Source organism: Accumulibacter sp. (assembly GCF_029255145.1).
Lineage (GTDB): Bacteria > Pseudomonadota > Gammaproteobacteria > Burkholderiales > Rhodocyclaceae > Accumulibacter.
Window position 1 is genome coordinate 1 of record NZ_JAPUVQ010000143.1, and the last position, 21,245, is coordinate 21,245.

Here is a 21,245-nt window from a genome sequence, read left to right on the forward strand (position 1 = left end):
CGTGGATGCCTTGGAACTACACCGAGGCGCTGGCCCGCGCCGAGGCTGCCGCCGCCAACGAGGCTGAAGCGCCGCCGGACTGAGTCGCACAGCGGCAGGGTCTCGCCGCTCTTCTTGCTCGCCTAAGCATCCTCCAGGAGCTGGATCGCCCCCGTGCTGGGGCGGCTTGCGTCCGGTGGCCGGGGCTTTGCAGCGTTACCGAAAGCACACGACAAGCGGTCGTTGGGCGTGATCGTGACCGGTTGTGGGATGCTGCATGAATCGGCGGTCTGGCCTTGGCGAGATAAACGTTCAGGTTGGGATGAAATGCGCGCAGGCAGGGTGCCGATCGAGCGCCCTTATTCGCTGCTGCCGTTCAGCCATCGTAGCGCGACGCTCAGGCCGGTGTTCAGCGTCTGCCGGTCGAAGCCGCCGGGTAGCATGGACAACAGCCGGTCGCAACACGCCGCGTCATCGTTGTCGAAGCACTCAAGCAATGCCAGGATGGTTCCCAGCAGGCCGTCGTGCCGACGCAGGGCGCTGCCCACTTCCCGCTCCACGGCGATCTGTTCGAGTATTTCGTCAATCGGCAGACCCAGCGCTGTCGGCATCATCGACAGGATGCCGGTGAGGAACGCCAGATCGGCCATCTTGCGCTCGCCCGGCTGACCCTTCTCGGTGAGCAGTTCCATCATTCGCCCGCGCAGGGCGGCAACCTGCAGCAATGGCGATCGGGTCGGGTCGCCCGAGTCGTGGCCTGGCGCCAGTAGTAGCAGGGACAACCAGCGCTGCAACTGGCGCCGCCCAAGCAGGGCGATCGCGTGACGCAGCGAGGTTACCGGCTGCCCCACGCGGTTGCCCAGGCGGCCAACCGAATTTACTATGCGCAGCAGGTTGAGGGTCAGCGCCGGTTCGTGCTTGAAGGCATCTTCGATGACCGCCGTTTCGACGTCACGGCCGACCAGATTGCACAAACGAATCAGGGCGCTGTGCGAGGCCGAGAGGCGACGACCGCTGACGATTTCCGCCTGCGCGAAGTAGCGGCCCTGGAACAGCGCGAAGCCCGCGCTTCGACAGCGCTCCATCTGCTCGTGACTATCAACGCCCTGCGCCAGGAGCTTGAGCGGAAGGTGTCGCAACGAACCGGCCAGATCCTGGAGCCGGCTCAGTTCGGTATGCGCGAGGTCGATCTTGACGAAGTCGACGATCGGCAGCAGTGGCCGGCTGCGGTTGTCGATGCCCTGGTAGTTGCTCAGCGCCAGAGAATAGCCGCGCTCAATCAGGACCCGGCAACGCGTCAATGTGGCCGGATCGGGTACGCCATCGAGCAACAACTCGAGGACGACGTTTGTCGGCGGCAACAGCTCGATCACTTGCTGCTGCAAGAATTTGGCGTCGACGCTGATAAAGGCGCAGCTCTTGCCCAATGCACTGTGCATGCCGAGTTCGGAATAGGCGGCGCATAAAGGCGCCCCTACGCCGCAGTCGGCAGGGTCGTCGTCGGCGACCTGCTGACCTTGGTGGAACGACAAGTGGTAGCCGGCCAGTTCCTGCTTCCGGTCCAGAATCGGTTGGCGGAAGAGGAAAGCGTTCTGGAGAGCCTGATCAGTCATGGGCCGTAATTTCCTGCGGTCTGGCGTGGCGATTGATCGCGTCTGGGCCGGTCAATGGAACTGTTGCAAGACCGGTCCGCCTGGCCGCATCTGCGTGCTGCTTGGCAGCCTCGAATCTTAGCATCCGCGCCGGTGTGTCGGGCGGGGGCCGACACGTCAGATACCGGGAATCGGGGCGCCGCTCTCCGTACAGTACGCTCGGCTCCGGCGGTCAACGATGCCCCAGAGCGATGCGGAAGCCACTGCTGCGCGGTCTATAGGCGGGTTCGATCCGGCCTCGGTTGGCGGCGCGGGCGTAGCGCCCTGGGTCACCCCAGGTGCCTCCTCGCAGTACCCTTTGCTTGCCGTACCTGGGGCCACGCGGGTCAAGCTGGGGCTCGCTTGGGTACTCGGCGTACCAGTCGGCACACCATTCCCAGACGTTGCCGTGCATCTCATGCAGGCCCCAGGGGTTCGCTGGAAGTGAGCCGGCGGCAGCGGTACGCTGGCGATAGAGGCCCTTCTCTCCGCCAGCGTAGGGGTAGCCACCGTGGTAATTCACCAGATCCGGAGTGATCTGGTCACCAAAGGCAAACGGCGTTTTCGTGCCGGCGCGGCATGCATACTCCCATTCCGCCTCGCTTGGTAGCCGCGCGTGTAGGCCCGGTAGTCGCCTGTTCAATTCAGCGATGAACCCCTGGGCGTCATGCCAGCTGACGTTTTCGACCGGGTTGTCGCCATGATCCTGAAAATGGCTCGGGTTGACAGGCCACACTGCCTGCCAGAAGGCCTGTGTACAGGTGGTGTCGGCTAGCCAGAAACCGCTGCTCAGAGTGACTTCGTGTGGGATTTCCGTACGGCCACGCTCTGCCTCGTCGGTCGGCGAACCCATCAAGAATCGCCCTGGCTCGATCCAGCGAAAGCGCTGCCGCTCCTCACCGACGGTCAGCAGCAGCGAACGTCCAAACGAATCCTCGACAAGGTCGCTGGTCCAGGCCACCGGGAACGGGTCGGCGATCACAGCTTCAGCGTTTCTCGGACGTATAGGGTCTGGCATCGTGAGCTTTCGCAGTGGTGGTGGCGGGAGAGGGCTGGTGACCGGCGCAGCGAGACAGCCGCTCGCATCGTTGGCCCAACACTTGCGGCGATCGAGGCATGGCCGGGGCTTCCCCGACGCCCCGGCCAGGCGCGTCTTGTACCGACGATGGTGTCGCTGGTGCGGAGTCTGGTGCGGAGTCGCCGAGCATGCTTTTCTCGTCTCGATCGGCAGCAGCAGGCAGCTGAACCAAGAATCGTCTTCGTCTATTAGCCGTTTCCATTAGCCGACAGAGGCGGCGGCAAGCCGACGTGCCGGGAGGTTTTCGGTCTCGCCGCGAGGATCTTGCCGACGATGCAGCGAACGAGCGCCGGTGTGTCTCGTCGTCGTTCACCGTCAGCATCAGGGTCGCCATCATGGCTCGCATCGCGCCCATGACGTCATCTCCCCGACCCTTGCAGCAGATGACCAAGTCTTCCGCGTGATTGACAATTCGCGCCGACCGGCGACGCGCATACCCCAAAGTCTTCCATCCGAGGATCAAGCGCCGCATGCACAGATTCGACAGCAGCGGTGGAATCGGGGTCCCTTGCGGCGTACCGCGTGCGGTATCCCGGTTGGATGGCGTCCGTTGCCGGTGACCGTGTTCATCGTCTTCTTCCACCGGCGCCTCCAGCCATCGCCTGACGAGTTGCAGAACCTGCCGGTCAACGACCCGATCGGTGACGCGTTTCATCAAGTCTGCGTGCAGAATGCCATCGAAATGGCCGGTTGGATCCGCTCTTGTCACTTGCCGGTATCCTGTTTTCAAGAGACGATGAACCGTTCCTACCGCGCCCCGCGCCCCGCCCGACAGGCATACCGCTCCGGCAGCAGACCTGCTTCAAAGATGAGTTCCAGCCCGAGCAGGATCACCGTTGGTACGACTCGGTCGGTTATCGTCGGTATCCCCAAGGGGCGCAGTCTGCCGTTCGGCTTTGGCATCGAGACCCGCTTGACCGCTTCCGCTCGGCAGTCTTTCTTCTTTGGCCGTTCCGCCAGTTCCCCAAGCCAGCGTTGTTCTCCATACGCTTCGATGTCTTCAAGAGGCCCTCCATCCACCGCGGCGAATCCCTGGTTGGCTTTGCAGCTTCGGTAGACCTGATCGCGTACGTCCGGTCGGTGCATCTTGTCGTAAGGGAGGTAGAACCGGTACCCGGGTTCTTCCTTCGTTTTGGCGTGTAACACCGTCCGCAGTTTCTGAACACTTGTCGGAGTTTGCACGTTGTCCAATCTCCTGTCCCTTTCGGCTTCTGGCGTTGGTCTTGAACTGAGGCCCCTTTGCTCCATCGGCATTAGCCGACTTCAACGGTCCTACGCGCCTCTCTGCCACGCCGCGTCGCCCATCTTCCACACATGCGATCACCACTACCCGGGCCGGACCACAGACTGCGTTTCGCTCGCATTCGCCTGCGACTGTGGTCTCACCCGTCATTCTGGCGGGGCGACTTGCGCATCAACCTTTTCGAGGCCTGCCCGGTGTTCATTCACATTACGGCCTGCATGCTCGCCAGGTTCCTTGAAGAACCCTCCATACCGGAGGCTTCAGCCGCTTCGTTGGCTCCACCACTGCCCCAGTTGCTACCGGCCGCAGCGAAAGTTGCCGGGCGGGATTCGCACGCGCTGGAAAACAGCGCGTTGGCACGACCCACGGGAAGATGGGTTAAACGGCCCCGCCACAGCGGGCAATATACCGCGAACGAGGCTCCTGAAAGTGTCGTTTTCGTCACAGCGGTCGTCAGGCCGTGAGGACGCGGCTCTCCACACGGTGTCGACCCGGCGCGGCCTGTGCGCCGAACTGCTGGTGATCGGCGAGGCCGTTTCCCGCGCCAAGGCGGCGCCATCATTGAATCACCGCAACGCCAGTGGCGGCGGCGCCACCAGGGAGCCGTCCCTTCTGGCGTGTGCTCGACGTTCGGTCTGCGGGGTGCCTGCTGATCGTTCCGGCAGTCTGTCGGACTTGGAAATTCAGAGGATTCCGTATGCAAGCGATGGATTGAATGGTGGTGATGTCAGCAGTCGCGCCTATCGCAGGTACCTCAGCAGAACGCCACGCTCGCGCTTCTTGCGACCCCGGCCCGCAAGGTCTTGAGCTTGAGGAAGCGACAGAGATGCTCATACCGCTCGCCAGCGTTGCCTGCCGCCGAGAATCCAATCGAGGTGCCGGCGCTGAGGAGCGGCTCGATCGTGGTCAACCGTGCTTCTTCATGTTGAGCACCATCCTTGCGATGACCAACCCGCACCGCAATTCTCCTGCGATTTCTCTTCCTCGGGCCCGTTCCTGGCTGGAAGGAGACCCGTCCTTCAGGCCATGCCACGTTGACCAAGGCTAAAGCCCGGCGGGCGCGCCGAATAAAGGTATAATCACGTTTTAGTGCGATCGAGCGTTGACTGCTTTGAGCGATTTGAAGGCATCCCCCCCAATACGTTTCACCGACCTCGGCCTGGCGCCCGATCTGCTCAAAGCCGTTGCCGACAAGGGCTACCTCGAACCAACACCAATCCAGGCGCAAGCGATACCACTGGTTCTCGCGGGCCGCGACCTGATGGGCGGCGCCCAGACCGGCACTGGCAAGACCGCCGCATTCACGCTGCCGCTCCTGCAACGCATTCTGCCGTTCGCCAGCCCCAGCCCGTCGCCCGCACGCCACCCAGTCAGGGTCTTGATGCTGGCACCGACGCGCGAACTGGCAATCCAGGTGCACGAGTCGGTCAAGACCTACAGCAGGCACGTTCCGATCCGGAGCTGCTGCGTGTACGGTGGCGTCGACATCAAGGCGCAGATCGCCGAAATCCGCTGCGGCGTCGAGGTGCTGGTTGCCACGCCGGGCCGCCTGCTCGATCTGGTCGAGCAGAAGTGTCTGCACTTCAACAGCGTCCAGGCGCTGGTCCTCGACGAGGCCGACCGGATGCTGGACATGGGCTTCATCCCTGACGTCACGCGGATCATCAACATGCTGCCGCAGCAACGCCAGAGCCTGCTCTTCTCGGCGACCTTCTCGGAAGAGATCAAGAGGCTCGCCGACCGGATGCTCAAGTCACCCGAACTGATCGAAGTGGCCCAGCGCAACACCGTTTCCGACACGATCACCCACCGCGTCCATCCGGTAGCGAGCGACGCCAAACGAGCCCTGCTGGTCAAGCTGCTGCGCTCGTCCGATTTCAATCAGGTGCTGATCTTTACCCGTACCAAGATCGAGACCAACAAACTTGCGCGCGACTTGCAGCGAGCCGGCATTGCCGCCGATTCGATCCATGGCGACAAGACCCAACTGGAACGTCTGAAAGCGCTGGAAGCGTTCAAGGATGGTTCGGTGCTGGTGCTGGTCGCTACCGACGTTGCGGCGCGCGGCCTCGATATAGACGAATTGCCGCACGTGATCAACTTCGAACTGCCGCACACGCCGGAAGACTACATCCACCGGATCGGCCGTACCGGCCGCGCGGGCAAGGCGGGAACGGCGATTTCGCTGGTCTCTGCGAGCGAGGTGCAGTACCTGGTCGACATCGAGAAGCTGATCCGGATCAAGGTCGAGCAGGTGATCGTGGCGGGCTTCGAGCCGGAATACGAGTACACCTACCCGCCGGGCGACAAGCGCCATCGCCGGCCGCCGGCGGCACCACCGCCAGCACCGATCGCGCCGGCAGCGCGCGGCGAACGCTCGCCGGGCCGCAGCGCGCCGCGGGATGGAGCCAGAACGAGCAACCACGGTGGCGGGCGGCGCCCCAGCCATCTCGCCGCCGACGGTTTCGATTTCAGCAAGCCCTACCAAAGCACCGAACCGCATCCGGTTGCCGCCGCAGTCGGCGAGGACGCCAGCAAGGCGCTCAGCCACGAGCACCCGCACAAGCGGCGACGCGCGGTAGCGGCGCTACTTGGCGGGCTGGGACGCTAGCAACACACCGGCGCCGGGGACGGCGGCCTGCTCGGGAACCGGCGCCTCAACCAGCTTGAGGATGGCCATCGAGATATTGTCGCCGTCACCATTGCCCAATGCCCGCGCCCGGCCGATCAGCAATTCGGATGCTTCGCGCGCCGAAGACGCACCGTCGATCACCCACGCCAGTTCCTGGTCGGTGAAATAGGCCCACAGGCCGTCCGAGCAGAGCAGGAAGGTATCACCCACCTGCAGCTCATCGGCTTCGCCGAAAGCAATCTTGGGCGCTTCGACGCCACCCAGAGAGGTCAGCAGGATGTTGCGGTGGGGATGGACGAGAGCCTGCTCAGGCGTCACCCGGCCCTGCACCACCAGTTGCGCGACGTACGAATGATCGGTGCTGCGAAAGATCAGGCTATCGCCCCGAAAACGGTAAAAGCGGCTGTCGCCGCAGTGTGCCCAGCTGACCTTGCCGGGCTGCAACAGCATCATCACGGCGGTGCTGTGCGGGTCCTTCTCATTGATGAAGCGCGAAGCCTTGATCAGCATGTGCGCTTCGTTGATGCTCGACTCCAGCAGAGTTCGGGCTGATTCGGTGCGCGCCGAAAAGCGCTCGAGATTATCGCGCGCGGTGTGGATAACCTGCTGTGCGGCAAGGACCCCGCCGGTGTGGCCGCCCATCCCGTCGGCCAGCACTGCCAGCGCGACGCCCCCCCCGCGCGGGTGCGGCAGGATGGCTACCCGGTCCTGCTGCTCGCGACGGTCACCCTGGTGCTGGGCGACGCAGGCATCGATCGAAATCGGCATTGATTGACTTTCCAAGGAGCCGGCACGTCGCCTGCAGCCGCACCGCCTGGCAAAGCAGGTGGGCGACCAGGCTGACGTCGACCGTCAAGTTCAGCGGTGAGCGAAGCGAGTCCGCTGCAATGCCAAGTTAGGCTCTGGTGGCGGACCGGCAGGAGCGGGAATGATCGTCCACCCTTCCGCTGCGTGTTTGTTCTGGCGTGCCTGAAGATCAGCAAATATGCGGTCGAGATTGAAATCCAAGCTGGCGGCGTGCTGCTCGCGAATCGCACGTAATTCGTGAATGATGCTATCAGTCATTGTCGTCTCCCAAGAGTTCGTCAGGTGTGCAAATGAAAGGCAGGAACAAGCCGTGCTGCCGAAAATGCTCGGCGATTCGCGCCTGAATCTCCGGATTGGCAATATGCCGACAGTTCCACGTCAGCAGATAATCTACGAAATGAACTGTAGCAATCGAAATATGCATAGCATCCTCAGTCGCCCTGACCGGAACAATTCCAGCGGCAACCAGCCCCTTCGCCAGATCAACACTGCGGGCGGTAATGTCGAGCAGCGGTATCGCCAACAGCGCGTCAAGCCGTCTGGTCGCCGCGGAGGCATCTCCCGCGGCGTTGGTGCATAAACATCGACACCCCACTTCTCTTGCGATTTGAAGCGGAATTGGAACACTGGCCACCACCAATGGGCGTCAGAACGTCACCTCCGGAAAGAAGTCCCCCACATTCTGATCTAAAAATTGGATTTATGCACCAACGCCTCTCCCGCGCCGCATTCAGTGATAACAATTCTGACGCCACCAGATCGAATTCGCTACGCCGATCCCAGAAGAGGTAAGTGGTCTGCTGATGGCCTGCTTCAATAACGTTCTTGCTGGGGCGGGCCGTCAAATAGCTAATGACGGATGTTTCGATGTAAACCTTACGTTTCATGATTTCGGCGCCTTGGTTCAGAAAACCGTGATCTGTCCCGTATTTTTATTCGAGCGAATGGTTAGAACTCGTCATTTCCCCAGAAGCTCGTCGAGAAGTTTACGGCCGCGAATAACGATATCCTGGTGTTCACTTAACTGCCTTGTTGCTCCCGTAACCTTGAAATCCCAGTCGAGTTCGTATTCAAGCTTAGTAAAATATGACAACTGTAGCAGTGCAGCGAACTTGTCGTCGTGATTGAGGTTAACGTCCGCAAACCAACCATTGCAGACGGACGAATAGTAGGCAGAGTTGCCGCCGCGACTTGATCCAAGCGGGAAGAGAGAAAGCGGGTCTGGTGCAAAGCGCTTGCCGCGAGACCGGCTTCCTGCACGAGCGTGTCACTGGTCGTACTCCGACAGAACGCTTTTTCGATAACCGCAAAATTGGTTAACTAGCCAAATGTAGACTTCTTTTCCGCTCTCGAAGAAGGCGGTCTGGCCGCGAAAAACCGCCGTTGTTGGCGTTCTGTCTCCGCCGTGCTTTTGAGATTTTTCGGAAAAGCGCTCGCGAAGTATTTCTTCGGCTACGCGAACATGCTCAAGCTTGTTCTTCGAAAGCGCGTTTGCCCGCATGGTCTTAAGTTGCTCGCGGGTAAGCTTTGGGTCACTGGAAATTTTCGAGAAGCGTTCGATGTCCATAGCCACAGAGTTCTAACGTAGTGTTCTAGAGGTTTGCCCGCAGCAGTTCGGTCGGGCGGGGCAAATGATCGCTGCGATCGGGATGGCGCTCGATATACAACCGGTGCGCAGCGACCACCAGGGCGTGAACCTCGTCACTGTCCAGGGCGGGAAAGTTCTCGCGCACGACGCGGTACGCCAGATGTTCGAGCGACTGCCCGGCCCACCCCTGCTGCGGGTCGAAGAACGGCTCGATCATCGCAAACGCGTCAACGAAAGCGGCACGCAGACCGAGCCTGTGCCGCCGCTCGGGCTGCTCCCGGCTGTTCGCTCAAGCGCTCCACCTGCTTCATCGTTGTCCCGGCTCTCCAGCATTCACCAACCTTCCCTCTTCGCGAGCACGCAATAGGCGCCGCTGAACTTTTCCGGTAGTGGTCATCGGCAGCGCATCGACGAATTCTATCGCTTTCGGCGTCTCGTAGGGTGCCAGATGCCGGCTCACCTGCTGCTGCAGTTCGTCTACCAGCCCCCGGCTGCCAGCGACGCCGGCTTGCAGGACGACAAAGGCCTTGACCAGCGTTCCGCGAAGGTCGTCCGGTACGCCGATCACCGCACAGTTGGCGACCGCCGGATGCTTGAGCAGGCAGTTCTCGATCTCGGACGGGCCGATACGATAACCGCCACTGTTGAAGACGTCGTCGGCACGCCCCTGGTACCACAGGTCGCCGTCGCCATCGACCTTCGCCAGGTCGCCGGTCAGCCCCCAGCCGTCACCGACGAACTTCGCTGCCGTTGCCTCGGGATTCTGCCAGTAGCCAAGCATGATCACCGGATCGTCCTCGCCCTGGCACTGGCGGTGGACGGCAACCTCACCAAGCTCGCCCGGTGGCAGGACCTGGCCTTGGTCGTCCACCACCGCTACGCGGTGCCCCGGATAGGCCCTGCCCATCGCCCCCGGCTTCGCCGGCCATCGCGAAGCGCAATTGCCGACGACGTAATTCATTTCAGTCTGCCCGAACATCTCGTTGATCGTCACCCCGAGCCTTTCCTTCGCCCAATGAAAGACCGCTTCACCGACCGGCTCGCCGGCGCTCATGATCGTCCGCAGGTCGAGATCGTACTTCGCCTTCGGCTCGGGCACCGCCTTCATCATCATCTTCAAGGCGGTCGGAAAGAGGAAGGTATTGCGGATCGCGTATTTCTCGATCAGGGCAAAGGCTTTGCCAGGGTCGAAGCGGCCCTTGTAGGCCAGCAAGGGCATCCCGAAGTGCCAGGTCGGCAGCAGCACGTCCCACAGGCCGCCGGTCCACGCCCAGTCGGCCGGCGACCAGAACATGTCGCGCGCCTGCGGGAAGGAGTCATGCGAGCAGACGTAACCGCTGAGATTGCCGAGCAGCGTCCGGTGCGCCATCAGCGCGCCCTTCGGCTTGCCGGTCGTGCCGCTGGTATAGATGATCATCGCCGGGTCGTCGGCTGCGGTAAGCGTCGGCGTGTAGCGCGTCGACGCCAGTTCGAGCACTTCCGCCCAGCGCTTGATGCCGTCACCGGTCGCCGCGCCGACGCCAAGGATATGTCTTAACGCCGGCAGCCGGTGGCGAATCTCCTGCACCCTCGGCAGCGTCGTTTCATCGACAATGGCCAGGTGCGCGCCGGCGTCGCCAAGCCGGTACTCCAGTGCATCCGGCCCGAAGAGGTGCGACAGCGGTACCGCCAGCGCGCCCATTTGATAGATCGCGACATGCGCGATGGCTGTCTCCGGGCATTGTGGCAGGAGGATCGCGATGCGGTCGCCAGGCAGCGTGCCGAGAGCTGCCAGCACGTTTGAAAGGCGGTTTGCCGCGCGCTGGATGTCCCAGAAGGTATGCGCGGACGTGAAGCCGCTCTCGTCCTCGTAGTACAGCGCAAAGCGGCTGCGATCCTCGGCCCAGCGGCCGCAGACGTCGACCCCGATGTTGAAATGCTCGGGTACCTGCCAGCGGAAGTTCCGGCAAAGTTCCGCATAGCTGCCGGCCTGATTGGCCATCTTCATCGCTCTCCCCCAGCCGGGCCCAGAAACCCTGCGGGCGACTCAGGAGCCGCCGCTCAAACGCTCGTCGATCAACTCGATCCAGTGCCGCACCGGCAGCTGGCTACCACCTTGCAGGTGCGTCTGACAGCCGATATTGGCGGTTACCAGAACCGCCGGCGAACCGGCTTGCATGGCGGCCAGCTTATTATCACGCAGCTGCTCGGCGAGCACCGGCTGGCTGATCGAATAGGTGCCCGCGGAACCGCAGCACAGGTGTGGATCGGCCACCGGCGAGAGCTGATAGCCGGCGGCAGCAAGCAGAACCTCGACGACGCCGCGGATCTTCTGTGCGTGTTGCAGCGTGCAGGGCGAGTGGAAGGCGACGCGCTGACCGGCGGTGGCGCTGGCCTGGCGCAGCAATGCCTCGAGCTGATCACCTTCGGCAGCCAATACCTCGGAGGCATCGCGCGTCATGGCCGCGATGCGGGCGGCCTTGTCGGCATAGACCGGATCGTCTTTGAGCAAATTGCCGTACTCGCGCACGTGCTCACCACAGCCGGAGGCAGTCATCACGAATCCCTCGACGCGCCCGCTCTCGACATCGGGCCACCAGGCGTCGATCACCTGCCGCATGTCGTCGAGCGCCTTCTGCTGCGCGTGCAGGTGATAGCGCAGCGCACCGCAGCAGTTGGCAGCGGGCGCCTCGAGCAACTCGATCCCAAGCCGGTCGAGCACCCGCGCCGTCGCCGCATTGGTATTGGGAGTCAGGATCGGCTGCACGCAACCGGCCAGGGCAATCATCCGGCGCCGGTGCCCCGCCGGCCGCGGCCAGGGTCTGGCCGGACCGCCGGCGACCGTCGGCACCTTGGCCGCCAGTGCCGCCGGCAGCAGCGGCCGCATCCAGCGGCCGATGGTCACTGCCGGCCGGAAAATCCAGCGCCGGGGCAACGCCTCACAGAGCAGGAAACGCGTCGCCCGGACGACGAAGGGGCGTGGCACGCGCTGCTCGACGACCTCGCGGCCGATCTCCAGCAGGCGGTGGTACTTGACGCCCGATGGACAGGTCGTTTCGCAGGCCCGGCAACTCAGGCAGCGATCGAGGTGAAGCTGCGTCCGCTCGGTGACCGGCTGCCCTTCGAGCATCTGCTTGATCAGGTAGATTCTCCCACGTGGCCCGTCGAGTTCGTCGCCGAGCAACTGGAAAGTCGGACAAGTGGCGGTGCAGAAGCCACAGTGCACGCAGGTACGCAGGATGGCGTCAGCTTCGTGACCGGCCGGCGTGTCCTTGATGAAATCAGCGAGATTGGTTTGCATGCTCAGCGGACTCTCATAGTTCCGGATACATCCGGCCACGGTTGAACACCCCTTGCGGATCGAAGGCGTGCTTCAGATTGCGATGAATTCGTGCCAGCGGCGCGGTCAACGGCTGGAATACGCCGGCCGCGGCCTTCAGTGTATCGTCGCCACGGAACAGCGTCGCATGCCCACCGGCCTTGACCGCAGCCGCGCGGATCGCCCCGGCATCGCCCGTACGCAGCCAGCGCTGGGCGCCGCCCCATTCGATCAGCGTCGGCCCCAGCGCCATCGGCGGCGCCACCGATGGCAGCGAGAGACGCCATAGCGGCGCGTCACCGGCAAAGAAGGCATGCGTCTGCTCGCGTAACGACTGCCAGAAAGCCGTTGCATCGGCGTCCGCCAGGTCGTCGCCGGCCAGCGTCCGTTGCGCCGCCTGCACGGCCGCCGTCGCCCCCGACAGCCGCAGGGTCAGCACGCTATCGTGCCAGGCCGAGGCAGAGATCGGCAATGGCCGGCCACCCCACTGATTGAGCCTGCCCAGCGCAGCCGCTTCATCGACCGCAAAGCGCACGCTCTTTTCGGCCACTGGCAGCGGCAGCACCTTCAGCGAGACCTCCAGCACCACCCCCAGCGTCCCAAGGCTGCCGGCGAGTAGCCGCGGCACATCGTAACCGGCCACATTCTTCATTACCTGCCCGCCAAAGGAGAGTTCCTCGCCGGCACCGCTCAACAATCTGGCGCCGAGAACGAAATCGCGCAGCGCACCGACCGCCTGCCGACGCGGCCCGGACAGGCCGCTGGCGAGCATCCCGCCAACGGTTGCCGACGGCCCGAAATGCGGCGGTTCGAAAGCCAGCCACTGACCCTTCTCGGCCAGCGCCGCCGCCAGTTCGACGAGCGGTGTTCCGGCGCGCGCGGTGACCACCAGTTCCGTCGGTTCGTAGGCGACGATACCGCGGTGACCGCGGACATCGAGGCGCTCGCCTTGTTCCGGCCCCCCGTAGAAGGATTTGCTGCCGCCGCCACGAATCGCCAGCATGCGCCCGGACTTGGCCGCGTCGGCGATCTGACCGATCCAGTTTTCGATCAATGTGCTCATCAGAACCTCGGCGAAATAGCCGCGCCGCCGGCGCGGGCCTGGGTGTATTCGCGACAACGGGCCAGCGTCGGCACGCCCTTGCCGGGGTTGAGCAGGCCGTGCTCGTCGAAAGACTTCTTGAGCCGGTGGAAAGCGGCGATTTCGGCCAGCGTGAATTGCTCGGCCATGACATCGATCTTCTCGATACCGACGCCGTGCTCGCCGGTAATGGTGCCGCCCAAGCGGACCGACAGTTGGAGGATGGCGGCGCCGAAGGCCGCCGCGCGCTCGAGTTCTCCCGGCTGGTTGGCGTCGTACATGATCAATGGATGCAGATTGCCGTCACCGGCGTGAAAAACGTTGGCGCAGCGCAGGGCGTACTTCTCCGACAGGGTGTTGATCGCGTCCAGCATCTCGGCCAGACGCTTGCGCGGAATCGTTCCGTCCATGCACAGGTAGTCGGGGGTGATTCGGCCAACCGCCGGGAACGCCGCCTTGCGCCCCGCCCAGAACTTGAGGCGCTCGGCTTCGTTCTGCGAGACGCGAATCCCGGCCGCGCCGCTCGCTTCCAGCACCGCCGTCATCCGGCCGATCTCCTCGGCGACTTCTTCCGGGGTGCCATCCGACTCGCAGAGCAGGATCGCCTCGGCATCCATGTCGTAGCCCGCGTTGACATAGGGCTCAACGGCGTGAATCGCCTTCTTGTCCATCATTTCCAGGCCGGCGGGAATGATCCCGGCGGCGATGATGCTGGCGACCGCATCGCCGGCCCGCCGCACGTCGGCGAAGGAGGCGATCACCACCTGCGCCAGCTCGGGCTTGGGGGTCAGCTTGACGGTCACCTCGGTGATCATCGCCAGCAGTCCTTCCGAGCCGTTGAGCAGCGCCAGCAGGTCGTAGCCTGGCGCATCGAGCGCGGCATTGCCGAACTCGACGACATCGCCCTCAATGGTCAGGCCGCGCACGCGCAAGACGTTGTGCACGGTCAGCCCGTATTTCAGGCAATGCACACCACCCGCATTCTCGGCGACATTACCGCCAATGGTGCAGGCGATCTGCGACGAAGGATCGGGCGCATAGTAGAGACCGTACGGCGCCGCCGCCTCCGAGACCGACAGGTTGCGCACCCCCGGCTGGACGACCGCCGTCCGCGCCAGCGGGTCCACGCTGATGATCTTCTTGAGCTTGGCCAGCGAGACCAGAACACCGTCGGAATGCGGCGTCGCCCCGCCCGAGAGGCCAGTGGCGGCACCCCGCGGCACCACCGGCGCGCGCAGCTCGTGACATACCCTGAGGATTGCCTGCGTCTGCGCTTCATCCTCCGGCAGGGCGACCAGCAGCGGCAACTGCCGATAGGCGGTGAGCCCGTCGCAGTCGTAGGGCCGCATGTCCTCTTCCTCGGCGAGCAGCGCGTGCTCTGGCAGTAGCTCGCGCAATCGAGCTGTCAGAGCCTGCCGGTCGAACGTGAAGCGCCGCTCGGCAACGGTGGTTTCCATGCTCATGGACTTTCCTCAGACGACGTGGTTGGTGACTACGGTGAAGCGCGCGTCAGGATGGCGGCACTGCTTAGCGGCGATCACTGCTGCGCTCGCTGATCAGATCGTCGGCCAGTTCGATACCCACCCGCAGCGCTGCGCAGCGCACGTGCTCGTGGGCATTACGACGCGCGCCACGGGGGTCGCCGGCGGCGACCGACTCGAAGATCCGCCGGTGCTCGGTCTGCGCCTCCTCAGGCAAGACGCCGTTGCGCCCTGGCATGGTCCACGCCAGGCGCCGCGACTCGGAAAAGTGGCGACCGAGGAATTCCAGCAGGCGATGCGCGTAGCTGTTATGGGTTGCGGCGGCGATCGCCAGATGAAAATCGTCATCGGCTTCCGAGCCATCGCTGCCGGTCGCCAGCGCATCGTCCATCGCCTGCAGGAAGCACCGTATCGCGGTCACGTCGGCCGGCAGCCGACGGCGGGCAGCGAGTTCGGCAATCGAACTTTCGACCATCGCGCGCAATTCGAAGATCTCGCGCAACTCGGCCAGCGCCGGGCCGTCTCCCTGCCAGAAGCGGAGGTTCAGACTCTTTGGCGCCAGCGCGACGAAGGCCCCCGCGCCCTGCCGCGTCTCGACGCGGCCGTCGGCCTTGAGTCGCGCCACGGCTTCGCGAACCACGGCGCGGCTGACGCCGAAGGTTTCGGCCAACACTTTTTCGACGGGCAGACGCTCACCGGGTTTGATCTCGCCGCGCGCGATCTTCCCTTCGAGGGCCATCGACACCTCCTCGCTCAGGCGAGGCCGGCGAGCAATTTCCTTCAGATCGTTGTGCATCAGTTCGTTGGTGACCATGGCGATCCGGTTGTCTGACAACTTCGCGGCAGAATACTACAAGCAGCGCCTGATGCAATACCTGCGACCCACCCATCCAACGCTCACGCCTCCGACAGCGCCCGGGACGACCCGAATTGGCTTTCTGATACAATCGGCCGCTCGCTGCGACAGCCCCGGGGCCCGCTACCAGCGGCAGCCGGCCTTGCTTGAACGAACCGTCGAGGTCACAGAATGCAAGCTCTTGCCCATCTGAATCGCGTCTTGCCCGGACTGCAGCCCTTGCTCAAGTATCGTGCTGCCGACTTGCCATACGACTTGCGGGCCGGTCTGTCGGTGGCCGCGGTGGCCATTCCGATCGCCATCGCCTACGCCCAACTGGCCGGCTTCAGTCCGTCGACCGGCTTGTATGCCTCGATCCTGCCGATGGTGGTGTATGCCTTTGCCGGCACCTCGCGACAGCTGATCATCGGTCCCGACGCCGCCACCTGCGCGATGCTCGCCGCGGTGATCGCACCGCTGGCCGCTGGCAATAGCGGCCTCTACCTGACTTACGGCATCGCGCTGACGCTGCTGACCGGCGCCTTCTGCCTGGCGGCGAGCTTCCTTCGCCTCGGTGGCCTGGCAGACTTCCTGGCCAAACCGATCATCATTGGTCTGCTCAACGGCGTGTCGCTGACGATCCTGATCGGCCAGGTCGGCAAGGTCCTCGGCAGCAAACCGGAAGCGACGCGTTTCTTCAAACAGCTGCTGGAGATCCCGCACCTGGTGCTCACAGCACACTGGCCAACGGTCGTCCTGTCGATCTGCTGCGCGGCGGTGATGTTCTTCATGCCGCGTTATACCAAACGCGTGCCGGCGTCGCTGGCGACGATGATCATCGCCGGTCTGGCGGCTTTTCTGTTCGGGCTCGACAAGCATGGGGTGGCGCTGATCGGCCCGGTGGCCGGCGGCTTGCCCGATCTCGAATGGCCGGAACTGCACGTCGACGTCGTCGGCGAAATCGCAGCGTCGGCGGCCGGTCTGGCTCTGGTGCTGTTCACCAGCGGCATGCTCACCGCGCGCAGTTTCGCCGAACGCAACGGCTACGACATCGACGTGGACCGCGAATTCGCGGCCTTCGGTCTGGCCAACATTGTCTCGGCGCTGTCGCAGGGCTTTGCGGTCACCGGTGCCGATTCGCGCACTGCGGTCAGCGACTCGAATGGCGGTCGCACCCAGCTGGTCAGCATCATCGCCGCGCTGACGATTTCGCTGCTGCTGCTGGTCGGTACCGCTTCGCTGGCCTGGTTGCCGATTCCGGCACTCGGTGTCGTGCTGATGTTTGCCTCGTGGTCCTTGCTCGATTTTCAGGTTTTCAGGCGCTATCACCAGATTGAACGTTCGGCTCTGGTGCTCGGCGTGATCACCATGCTCGGTGTCCTCGCTTTCGGCGCCATCAAGGCAATCATGCTCGCCGTCGGCCTGGCCTTGTTGATGTTCATTCGTCGGGTGGCACGGCCCGACTGCGAAGAACTGGTCAATATTCCCGGCCGCTCGGGGCTGTACAACCACAAGCTGTTCCCGAATGCGGCAATCATCGATGGCCTGCTGTTGCTGCGCTTCTGTGGTCCTCTGGTCTTCTTCAACGCCAATCATTTCCGTGCGGAAGTGCATCGGGCGATCGCCCGCCAGCCCGCTCCCGTCGAGCGCGTGGTGCTCGACATGATCGCCATGACGGACGTCGACATCACCGGTATCGATACGCTGGAAAGGCTCGATGCGGAACTCGCGGCGAAGAACGTCACGCTGATCCTGGCGGGCCGGCAGATCGAGTTCGAGCAATGGCTGATCACCACCAAACACCCCGACGAGTCCCTGCAGCAGCGCGCGTTTCCAACCATGCGCCAAGCGATTCGCCATTGGCGGGTGCGTGAGGACCTGGACGTGGCCGCCGCAGAAACGGACGGCAGCGCCGACGAAACAGACGCGGCGGCCGCGGCGGCCGCGGCGGCAGGAGACCAGGACAACCCGCCGACGCCAGCGTCAGCTTCGGTCAATGCCCCGCGGGCACCCGGGCCGGCAGCCGGCTAGCGGATCGGACAGGAGCTCGGGGTGATGCGCTGTGGAGACGACTGAGAACGCGCCGGCCGCGGGCGCCCGTGAGCGGGACTCTGAACCGGGGCAACGCACGCCGACGGCCTGCGCAGGAAGCACCGGCAGGCGGGTCAGCCGGTCTTCTCGTTCGCCAGGGCCTTGGCAGTAATCTGTTCGTACAGATTGATCAATCTTGCCGCCAGTTCGCCATATTCGGGATGACGGGCGACGAGTGCCTTGCTATCCTCCATGTCGGTAAATACCCGTTCGAGGAAAGCGATGTCCATGTCGTCGAGCCGCTCGCCGGCGTCCACTTTCGCCTTCAGATCGATCGCCCGCGGCAGCCGCTCTTTTTCCAGACGCTCCAGCAAGACCGCCGCCATTCCCTGATCGTCCGATTCGTGATTCATCTCTAGCTCCCTTTCTGATTGCGGCGCCCCAACGGCGACTCGAGTCGAGGATAATGCCAGCTCTGCTGAATGGATGGCAATAGCAGGGGCCAGAGCGTCGGCGTTCAGCCAGGCCATGCCAGATCACACGCAGTTACACAATGGGGACAGAGATGCAACAGATCATGCTCGGCGGATTCGCTAATCTCCGTCCTGTCGCTGCCGCGCTCTCCCCCTCCCCCCGAGCGGCACCGGCCGTAGCACCCGGCCCGCCCAGACCCTCCCTCTGCGCGGGCCGTTCCTCTTCCGGAAAGCGGCGAGCCACGTTTCTGCAAGCTGCCGTCACCTGGCGCAACGCTGACCCCTGATCGCCAAGCGCGAGATTCGTGGAGTGATGCTGATGACCCGATGGATGAAGACGTTCGTCTGCCTGCTGTGGCCACTGCTGCTGGCTTTCGCGCCGCATGCGTTTGGCGCCGGGCAGGCCATGCCAACGAAACTGCCCCCGGGCGTCGAAAAGCTGAGCACGGTCGAAGGGATCACGGAATACCGACTGGCCAACGGCCTGCACTTCATCCTGTTTCCGGATGCCGCCAAGCCAACAGCCACCGTCAACGTCACCTACCTGGTCGGCTCGCGCCATGAGAACTATGGCGAGACCGGCATGGCGCACCTGCTCGAACACCTGCTTTTCAAAGGATCGAAGAATTTCCCCGATCCGACCCGCGAGTTCAAGGCGCGCGGTTTCCAGATCAACGGCTCGACCTGGCTGGACCGGACCAACTACTACCTGACTTTTCCGGCCAGCGAAGCCAACATCAAGTGGGCTCTGGGGTGGAGCGCCGACGCGATGGTCAATTCGTTCATCGCCAGGAAAGACCTCGACTCCGAGATGAGCGTCGTCCGCAATGAATTCGAAATGGGAGAAAACAACCCGTCCAGCGTGATGCTGAAACGGATGCAATCGATGCTCTTCGACTGGCACAACTATCGCCACAACACCATCGGTGCCCGCAGCGACATCGAGAACGTCAGGATCGAGAACCTGCAGGCCTTCTATCGGCAGTTCTACCAGCCGGACAATGCGGTTCTGACGGTCGCCGGCAAGTTCGACGAACAGCAGGCGGTCAAGTGGATTGTCGCCAGTGTTGGCAGGCTGCCGAAGCCGACGCGCGAATTACCGACGTCATGGACGGTCGAGCCGACGGCCGACGGCGAGCGCCAGTTCGCGGTCCGCCGCAAAGGCGAGATCCAGCTCGTGACCCTCGCCTACCGCACGCCGTCGAGCCTGCACGCCGACTCGGACGCCGTCGCGATGGCCAGCGAGATCCTCGGCGACACGCCGAACGGTCGTCTCTACAAGGCGCTGGTCCAGCCGGGACTGGCGGCCCAGGTGTTCGCGTTCACTGTCGACGCCCGTCAGCCCGGATTCGTGGTCTTCGGCGCAATGGTCAAGAAGGGCGAATCACTGGATCGCGTTCGCGAGCGGATGATCGAGGTGCTCGAAGGCGGCTTCGCCGACGACGCGGCGACCACGGCCGAGCTCGGTCGCGCGGTCGACCAGGCGCGGACGGCTTACGAGCGAGCCCTAGCCGACCCGGAGGTCTTTGCGGTGATGCTGTCCGAGTACATCGCGCTGGGCGACTGGCGGCTCTTTTTCCATGCCCGGGATCAACTGGCGCAGATCACGCCGGCGCAGATCGACGCTGCCGCCAGCAAGTACTTCGTGCGCGACAACCGAGTGCTGGGCACCTTCATCCCCGAGGATTCGCCGCAGCGGGCGGTGATCACCGAGGCGCCGAGCGCTGCCGAACTGCTGGCGAACTTCAAGCCGCAGGAAAAAGGCGACGCCGGCGAGGCTTTCGACGCCTCGCCGGAGAACATCAACCGACGGACCGACCTGCCGAGCTTTGGTGCGCTGAAGGTCGCGCTGCTGCCGAAGAAGAACCGCGGCCAGACGGTGAACGTGGCCATCAAATTCCGTTGGGGGGACCAGGACTCACTGCGTAATCGCGAGGTGGCAGGCGGCCTGGCGGTAGCCATGCTGGCGCGCGGCACGAGCCAGCTGAGCCGCCAGCAGATCGCCGACGAACTCACCCGTCTGAAGGTCAACGGCGACCTGAGCCACTTCGAGACCACCCGCGACCATCTCCCCGAAGCACTCCGCCTCGTGGCGCAACTGTTCCACGACGCGAGCTTCCCGGCGGCCGAGTTCGAAGAACTCAAACGCCAGACCCTGACCGCCATGCAGGCCCAGCTCGACAATCCTCAGGAACTTTCTCGCGACGCACTGACCGCCCACTTCAACACCTATCCCCCCGGCGACCCGCGTTACCACGCGCAGTTGACCGAGCGTATCGAACAGCTGCGCCAGACGACACTCGAGCAGGTCACCGCTTATCACCGCCAGCTAATCGGCACGGCGCGCGGCGAAATCGCGATCGTTGGCGACTTCGATGAAAAAGCCATCATCGACGAGCTCAAGCGGCTTTTCCCGGAATACGTCTCCCGCTCGCCGTATGGCCGCGTCGACCGCGAGTACCGCCAGGTTGACCCTCAGCGCCTCGTGATCGACACCCCCGACAAGGAAAACGCCTTCGTGCGCGCCCGTCTCGACCTCATGTTGCGCGACGATGACCCCGACGCCCCGGCCCTCTACCTGGCCAATGACATCTTTGGCGGCACCACCGGGTTGTCCAGCCGACTGCTGGATCGCCTGCGCCAGAAGGACGGACTCAGCTACAGCGTCGGTTCGTCGCTGTCGGTCGGCAGCCGCGAGCATCTGTCGACCTGGACCTTTGCGGCGATGGCCGCGCCGCAGAACGCCAACCGCGCCGAACAGGCTTTCCTGGAGGAGTTGCGGCGTGCGCGCGCTGACGGCTTCACGGCGGAAGAGGTCGCCGAAGCCAAGAAGGGGCTCCTTCAAGCACGCGCCGTCGAACGTTCACAGGACGGCGCGGTCGCTTCCCGCTGGGTCTCGTTTCTCGACCTCGGCCGCGACTGGCAGTTTTCGAAGGACTTCGAGGACAAGATCATGGCGCTCACCCCGGAACGGGTCAACGCCGCTTTCCGCAAGTACATCGACCCCGAGCGGCTGACGCTGGTCGTCGCCACCGACGTCAGCAAGGGGAACGCAAACTGACGGCGGCGGGAGGCCACGCCGGCCGAC

General features: G+C 63.8%; 19 protein-coding genes. 3 read left to right on the forward strand and 16 right to left on the reverse strand.

Features of this window, described 5'->3' with window-relative positions:
* Positions 1-338: 338 nt before the first annotated feature.
* The 4 genes from Q1L50_RS17545 to Q1L50_RS17555 form a co-directional block, all read right to left on the reverse strand.
* Positions 339-1,592 (reverse strand): HDOD domain-containing protein, encoded by a 1,254-nt coding sequence (locus tag Q1L50_RS17545; protein WP_300341298.1) that lies wholly within the window; start codon positions 1,590-1,592, stop codon positions 339-341.
* A gap of 211 nt (positions 1,593-1,803) precedes the next feature.
* Positions 1,804-2,592: a formylglycine-generating enzyme family protein gene (locus Q1L50_RS17550; protein WP_300341300.1), complete on the reverse strand. Its 789-nt coding sequence runs from the start codon at positions 2,590-2,592 to the stop codon at positions 1,804-1,806.
* A gap of 4 nt (positions 2,593-2,596) precedes the next feature.
* On the reverse strand, positions 2,597-3,397 hold the full coding sequence (locus tag Q1L50_RS20095; protein ID WP_366145263.1) for a reverse transcriptase domain-containing protein: 801 nt from the start codon (positions 3,395-3,397) through the stop codon (positions 2,597-2,599).
* Between the two features lie 38 nt (positions 3,398-3,435).
* Complete coding sequence (locus Q1L50_RS17555; RefSeq protein WP_300341303.1) at positions 3,436-3,879, reverse strand: hypothetical protein; 444 nt, start codon at positions 3,877-3,879, stop codon at positions 3,436-3,438.
* A gap of 1,190 nt (positions 3,880-5,069) precedes the next feature.
* On the opposite strand from Q1L50_RS17555, the gene Q1L50_RS17560 reads away from it, so the two are divergent.
* Complete coding sequence (locus tag Q1L50_RS17560; protein ID WP_300341401.1) at positions 5,070-6,542, forward strand: DEAD/DEAH box helicase; 1,473 nt, start codon at positions 5,070-5,072, stop codon at positions 6,540-6,542.
* Here the strand turns inward: Q1L50_RS17560 and Q1L50_RS17565 are convergent.
* The 11 genes from Q1L50_RS17565 to Q1L50_RS17615 all read right to left on the reverse strand — a co-directional run bounded on the left by Q1L50_RS17565 (position 6,519) and on the right by Q1L50_RS17615 (position 15,632).
* A complete protein-coding gene (locus Q1L50_RS17565; protein WP_300341306.1) occupies positions 6,519-7,331 on the reverse strand; it encodes a protein phosphatase 2C domain-containing protein in 813 nt (270 codons plus the stop codon). The two genes, Q1L50_RS17560 and Q1L50_RS17565, sit on opposite strands and share 24 nt — an antisense overlap.
* A gap of 90 nt (positions 7,332-7,421) precedes the next feature.
* Positions 7,422-7,628, reverse strand: a complete 207-nt coding sequence (locus Q1L50_RS17570) for a hypothetical protein (RefSeq protein WP_300341309.1) — start codon at positions 7,626-7,628, stop codon at positions 7,422-7,424.
* Positions 7,621-7,893, reverse strand: coding sequence for a hypothetical protein (locus tag Q1L50_RS17575; protein WP_300341312.1), 273 nt, complete (start codon positions 7,891-7,893; stop codon positions 7,621-7,623). Before Q1L50_RS17575 ends, Q1L50_RS17570 begins: the two co-directional genes overlap by 8 nt.
* Positions 7,894-7,900: 7 nt before the next feature.
* Complete coding sequence (locus Q1L50_RS17580; RefSeq protein ID WP_300341315.1) at positions 7,901-8,257, reverse strand: hypothetical protein; 357 nt, start codon at positions 8,255-8,257, stop codon at positions 7,901-7,903.
* A 380-nt stretch (positions 8,258-8,637) separates the two neighbouring features.
* Complete coding sequence (locus tag Q1L50_RS17585) at positions 8,638-8,937, reverse strand: hypothetical protein (RefSeq protein ID WP_300341317.1); 300 nt, start codon at positions 8,935-8,937, stop codon at positions 8,638-8,640.
* A 25-nt stretch (positions 8,938-8,962) separates the two neighbouring features.
* On the reverse strand, positions 8,963-9,175 hold the full coding sequence (locus tag Q1L50_RS17590; protein ID WP_300341319.1) for a hypothetical protein: 213 nt from the start codon (positions 9,173-9,175) through the stop codon (positions 8,963-8,965).
* Positions 9,176-9,265: 90 nt separating this feature from the next.
* Positions 9,266-10,939 carry an AMP-binding protein gene (locus Q1L50_RS17595; RefSeq protein WP_300341403.1) on the reverse strand — a complete coding sequence of 558 codons (1,674 nt, stop codon included), beginning with the start codon at positions 10,937-10,939 and terminating at the stop codon, positions 9,266-9,268.
* Between the two features lie 45 nt (positions 10,940-10,984).
* A complete protein-coding gene (glcF, locus tag Q1L50_RS17600) occupies positions 10,985-12,238 on the reverse strand; it encodes a glycolate oxidase subunit GlcF (protein ID WP_300341321.1) in 1,254 nt (417 codons plus the stop codon).
* 13 nt (positions 12,239-12,251) lie between these two features.
* Positions 12,252-13,319, reverse strand: a complete 1,068-nt coding sequence (gene glcE / locus Q1L50_RS17605; protein ID WP_300341322.1) for a glycolate oxidase subunit GlcE — start codon at positions 13,317-13,319, stop codon at positions 12,252-12,254.
* Positions 13,319-14,800 carry an FAD-linked oxidase C-terminal domain-containing protein gene (locus tag Q1L50_RS17610; protein ID WP_300341323.1) on the reverse strand — a complete coding sequence of 494 codons (1,482 nt, stop codon included), beginning with the start codon at positions 14,798-14,800 and terminating at the stop codon, positions 13,319-13,321. Before Q1L50_RS17610 ends, glcE begins: the two co-directional genes overlap by 1 nt.
* 64 nt (positions 14,801-14,864) lie before the next feature.
* On the reverse strand, positions 14,865-15,632 hold the full coding sequence (locus Q1L50_RS17615; protein WP_300341325.1) for a FadR/GntR family transcriptional regulator: 768 nt from the start codon (positions 15,630-15,632) through the stop codon (positions 14,865-14,867).
* A 213-nt stretch (positions 15,633-15,845) separates the two neighbouring features.
* On the opposite strand from Q1L50_RS17615, the gene Q1L50_RS17620 reads away from it, so the two are divergent.
* Entirely contained in the window at positions 15,846-17,684 is a 1,839-nt protein-coding gene (locus Q1L50_RS17620) for a SulP family inorganic anion transporter (protein WP_300341327.1), read from the forward strand.
* A gap of 134 nt (positions 17,685-17,818) precedes the next feature.
* Here Q1L50_RS17620 and Q1L50_RS17625 read toward each other — a convergent pair whose 3' ends face one another.
* Positions 17,819-18,097, reverse strand: a complete 279-nt coding sequence (locus Q1L50_RS17625; protein ID WP_300341329.1) for a hypothetical protein — start codon at positions 18,095-18,097, stop codon at positions 17,819-17,821.
* A gap of 379 nt (positions 18,098-18,476) precedes the next feature.
* Between Q1L50_RS17625 and Q1L50_RS17630 the strand changes: the two genes are divergently transcribed.
* Positions 18,477-21,218 (forward strand): pitrilysin family protein, encoded by a 2,742-nt coding sequence (locus Q1L50_RS17630; protein WP_300341331.1) that lies wholly within the window; start codon positions 18,477-18,479, stop codon positions 21,216-21,218.
* Positions 21,219-21,245 lie beyond the last annotated feature (27 nt).

Coding starts and splice junctions, on each gene's coding strand:
- Q1L50_RS17580 (WP_300341315.1), bottom strand. CDS start 8,257: ATGAAACGTAAGGTTTACATCGAAACATCCGTCATTAGCTATTTGACG.
- Q1L50_RS17570 (WP_300341309.1), bottom strand. CDS start 7,628: ATGACTGATAGCATCATTCACGAATTACGTGCGATTCGCGAGCAGCAC.
- Q1L50_RS17610 (WP_300341323.1), bottom strand. CDS start 14,800: ATGAGCATGGAAACCACCGTTGCCGAGCGGCGCTTCACGTTCGACCGG.
- Q1L50_RS17590 (WP_300341319.1), bottom strand. CDS start 9,175: ATGATCGAGCCGTTCTTCGACCCGCAGCAGGGGTGGGCCGGGCAGTCG.
- Q1L50_RS17615 (WP_300341325.1), bottom strand. CDS start 15,632: ATGGTCACCAACGAACTGATGCACAACGATCTGAAGGAAATTGCTCGC.
- Q1L50_RS17625 (WP_300341329.1), bottom strand. CDS start 18,097: ATGAATCACGAATCGGACGATCAGGGAATGGCGGCGGTCTTGCTGGAG.
- Q1L50_RS17585 (WP_300341317.1), bottom strand. CDS start 8,937: ATGGACATCGAACGCTTCTCGAAAATTTCCAGTGACCCAAAGCTTACC.
- glcF (WP_300341321.1), bottom strand. CDS start 12,238: ATGCAAACCAATCTCGCTGATTTCATCAAGGACACGCCGGCCGGTCAC.
- Q1L50_RS17595 (WP_300341403.1), bottom strand. CDS start 10,939: ATGGCCAATCAGGCCGGCAGCTATGCGGAACTTTGCCGGAACTTCCGC.
- Q1L50_RS17630 (WP_300341331.1), top strand. CDS start 18,477: ATGACCCGATGGATGAAGACGTTCGTCTGCCTGCTGTGGCCACTGCTG.
- Q1L50_RS17565 (WP_300341306.1), bottom strand. CDS start 7,331: ATGCCGATTTCGATCGATGCCTGCGTCGCCCAGCACCAGGGTGACCGT.
- glcE (WP_300341322.1), bottom strand. CDS start 13,319: ATGAGCACATTGATCGAAAACTGGATCGGTCAGATCGCCGACGCGGCC.
- Q1L50_RS17545 (WP_300341298.1), bottom strand. CDS start 1,592: ATGACTGATCAGGCTCTCCAGAACGCTTTCCTCTTCCGCCAACCGATT.
- Q1L50_RS17620 (WP_300341327.1), top strand. CDS start 15,846: ATGCAAGCTCTTGCCCATCTGAATCGCGTCTTGCCCGGACTGCAGCCC.